Source organism: Haloactinopolyspora sp. (assembly GCF_027324685.1).
In the GTDB taxonomy this organism is placed as follows: domain Bacteria; phylum Actinomycetota; class Actinomycetes; order Jiangellales; family Jiangellaceae; genus Haloactinopolyspora.
This window is the reverse complement of record NZ_DAHVSH010000209.1, coordinates 1-3581: the sequence shown is the minus strand read 5'-3', so window position 1 is coordinate 3581 and position 3581 is coordinate 1. Positions and strand designations below refer to the sequence as shown.

General features: G+C 68.8%; 4 protein-coding genes. 3 read left to right on the top strand and 1 reads right to left on the bottom strand.

Annotation, left to right across the window (positions count from 1 at the left end):
• The first annotated feature begins 88 nt into the window (after positions 1-88).
• The 3 genes from M6444_RS22410 to M6444_RS22400 all read left to right on the top strand — a co-directional run bounded on the left by M6444_RS22410 (position 89) and on the right by M6444_RS22400 (position 2563).
• On the top strand, positions 89-517 hold the full coding sequence (locus M6444_RS22410) for a nitroreductase/quinone reductase family protein (RefSeq protein ID WP_298332680.1): 429 nt from the start codon (positions 89-91) through the stop codon (positions 515-517).
• Positions 518-745: 228 nt separating this feature from the next.
• Positions 746-1444, top strand: a complete 699-nt coding sequence (locus tag M6444_RS22405; RefSeq protein ID WP_298332677.1) for a hypothetical protein — start codon at positions 746-748, stop codon at positions 1442-1444.
• Positions 1445-1522: 78 nt separating this feature from the next.
• The gene (locus M6444_RS22400) at positions 1523-2563 is read left to right on the top strand and encodes an iron-siderophore ABC transporter substrate-binding protein (RefSeq protein ID WP_298332674.1); all 1041 of its coding nucleotides are present in this window, start codon (positions 1523-1525) and stop codon (positions 2561-2563) included.
• 37 nt (positions 2564-2600) lie between these two features.
• Here M6444_RS22400 and M6444_RS22395 read toward each other — a convergent pair.
• A partial coding sequence (locus M6444_RS22395; RefSeq protein WP_298332671.1) for an ABC transporter ATP-binding protein occupies positions 2601-3581 on the bottom strand: 981 nt, incomplete at its 5' end.

Genomic DNA, 3581 nt, shown 5'->3' with positions numbered 1-3581 from the left:
CGGTCGCCATGGTGCAACTCGCCCGGCGAAAGTCCGAGCAGGAGTCTGAACCGGTCGCGAACGCGTGACCCGTGCCAGAGTGACGACTATGGCCAAGACCTATCGGCACTCCGTCTTGCGGCGATTCAGTAACGCCGCCGTCATGTCGATGCTGCGATCCGGCCTGGCGCCGTCGAACTACGCCCTGCTCACGGTGGTCGGGCGAAAGTCGGGCCGCGGCCGCTCCACGCCGGTGCGCCCCATCCGCTACGGCGGCGCCCTGTGGCTGGTGGCGCCGTACGGCGCGGTGCAATGGGTCCGTAGTGCTCGCGCCGCCGGCGAGGTGACGCTGACGATCCGCGGTATCCCGCAGGGGTATCGGGTCATCGAATGCGGCCCGGACGAAAGCGCCCCGGTGCTGAAGGAGTACGTCCGCGCGGTCCCGGTCACCCGGCCCTACTTCGACGCCAAGCCCGACGACCCACCGGAGCGGTTCGCGGCCGAGGCAGACCGGCACCCGGTCTTCCGGCTGGAGTGATCAGCGCCGGCGGCTACGCCGTAGTCATGCCGAGCCGGACCAAGGTGGCTGCACCGGGCGCTTCAGGCCCTGCGAGCAGGTGAACCGTTCGAACATCGCTGCCTACCGGTGGCGGCCTCGGCGGCATCCACGCCTGGCCATCTCCGCGCGCGAATACAGTGGAAACCACCGAACAATGGGAGCAGACTGGACGGAAAGGAATCGTCGAGTCGACCGGGGTGGCCTACCATGACTGGCTTCCGCACCGATGCCCCAGCCATGCTTCCCGTGCTGTCGCGGGGCAAGCACCGTAACGCACGCAAGGGCGCATGCTTCATGGAGTTCGCCTCGTTCCTGGCCGGCGAGCGCTGGAGCGATCACCCGGCGTGCACGCATCCGCTGCTGGCCGCGGTGGCCAGGCTCGTCAACGACACGGTGTCCGACGAGTACCGCCCGCACCTCGCGCCACTGATTCCCCAGGTCATCGGCGTGAAGTCCGACGACCCCCGGATGACCGTCCAGATCGCCCTGCGCACCTCCACCACCGCCCTGCCGGTGGCCTCGGCCGAGCGCCAGCGAGTGCTCGCGGTGGCGTGCCTGGCCGCCGAGCGTGTTCTCGCCGAGCTCGAGGAGCGCCCGTTCGGCCGCATGAGCGACCACACCATCATCGCCATGGCCAAAGCACCCGACGCAGCTCGATGGGCACGCGACTTCGCCAAGGGCGAGCCGACCACGGTCAAGGGATTCCTGCGCTACGCCGCCCCGACGGCGGTGCGCACGTCGGTCGAAGGCATCGCCCGGGCCTGCGTGCCCGATCCCGAGCAGATGCTGCACGACCTGCTCGCCGGTGCCATCGCCGAAGGCCGGGCGTTCGTCGACGCGGAGTCGCATTACGACGACGCGCGGTGGGCCGCGGCCTGTGGCCTGACCGGCACCGCGAACGCGTAACCTCCGACCCACTGTTTCGCGTTAGGTAACCCTAAGCTAAGTTGGGTGTTCGACGGCTCGTCCGACTGAAAGGTCACCGTGAACACCCGAAGAGTTCGACGCAGGCTGCATCTGTTCACCGCTGCGCTGCTGACGGCCGCGGTCATGGCCGGCTGCGGGGCCGGCGACTCCGACGGCGAGGCGGGTGATCGGGCCCCGGACGGTCCCACCGCGAACGAGGACGCCTTCCCGGTCACCATCGACCACGCGCTCGGTGAGACCACCATCGAGACCGCGCCCGAGCGGGTAGTGACCTGGGGACCGTCCGGCCAAGACGTGGCCCTCGCACTAGGCGTCACGCCGGTCGCGATGCCGTACTTCGAATACGGCGGCGACGAAGACGGCGTGCTGCCTTGGGTCCGCGAGGAGCTCGGCGACGCGGAGTTGCCCACGCTGCTGCCCAACGCCGCCGGCGAGGAGATCCCGTACGAGGCGATCGCCGAAGCACAGCCCGACGTCATCCTGGCGGTCTATTCCGGCATCACGGCCGAGCAGTACGAGACGCTCAGCCAGATCGCGCCGACCGTGGCCTACCCGGACGCGCCGTGGTCGACGCCCTGGCAGGAGCAGACCCGGGTGATCGGCGAGGCTCTCGGCTTGGCCGACCAGGCCGAGCAGCTGGTCGCCGACACCGAGGCCTACCTGGAGCAGACTGCGGCGGACTACCCGCAGTTGGCCGGCAAGACCTTCGTCTACGCCACCGAAGACGACGGCCAGCTCGGCATCTTCACCTCTGACGATGTCCGGGTCGCGCTGCTGACCGATCTCGGGATGACGGTGGCGCCATACGTCGACGAGAACGCCACCGGCGACACCGTCTATTACTACGTCAGCGCGGAACTCGCTGCCGGAATCGACACCGACATCCTGGTGGCGTGGTTCAACGACCAGCAGGCTGCCGACGCTTTCGCCGCCAACCCGCTGTTCGCGCAGAACCCGGCCATGAAGGCCGGGGCCTACGCGCCGATCATCGGCGAGTCGTACGTCGCCGCCAGCTCGGCACCGTCGGTGCTGTCGATTCCGTGGATGCTCGACGACTACGTGCCGCAGCTGGCGCAGGCCGCCGACGCCGCGTCGTGACGTGGCCTCGTCATCCTGCCCGTAGCCCCGCGTCCTGTCAGGCCTCGTCGACCTGTGCGGCGGCGAACTGACTGGTGTACAGGTCGTAGTAGGCCCCGCGCCGGCTCAACAACTCGGCATGAGCGCCCTGTTCGACGATACGGCCATGCTGCATCACCAAGATCACGTCGGCGTCGCGAATCGTCGACAGCCGGTGGGCGATGACGAAGCTCGTCCGGTCGCTTCGCAGCGCCGCCATCGCCTGCTGCACCAGCACCTCGGTGCGGGTGTCAACCGAGCTGGTGGCTTCGTCGAGAATCAGGATGGCCGGGTCAGCGAGGAACGCTCGGGCGATGGTCAGCAGCTGCTTCTCCCCGGCGCTGACGTTCTCGCCTTCCTCGTCGATCACGGTGTCGTAGCCGTCGGGCAGCGACCGCACGAACCGGTCGGCGTACGTCGCCTCGGCGGCCGCGCGGATCTGCTCATCGGTGGCGCTCGGGTCGCCGTAGGCGATGTTGTCGCGGATCGTGCCGTTGAACAGCCACGCGTCCTGCAGCACCATGCCGAACTTCGATCGCAGCTCGTCGCGGCGCATCGCGGCGATGTCGTGCCCGTCGATCGTGATCCGGCCACCGTCCAGCTCGTAGAAACGCATGATCAGGTTGACCAGAGTCGTCTTGCCGGCGCCGGTGGGGCCGACGATGGCCACGGTCGTCCCGGGTTCGGCGACGAGTGACAGGTTCTCGATCAGCGGTTCGTCGGGCTCGTAACTGAACGAGACGTTCTCGAAGGCCACCTGGCCGCGAGTGGTCCGCGTCGAGGCGACGGTGGCCTCCGGCTCGGCGGACTGTTCCGGCTCGTCCAGCAGCTCGAACACGCGCTCGGCCGACGCGACCCCCGACTGCACCAGGTTCGCCATCGACGCCAGCTGGGCCAGCGGTTGGGTGAACTGCTGGGAGTAGTGGATGAACGCCTGCACCTCGCCGAGGCTCATCGAGCCCGACGCCACCCGCAGCCCGCCGATCACGGCGACCGCCGC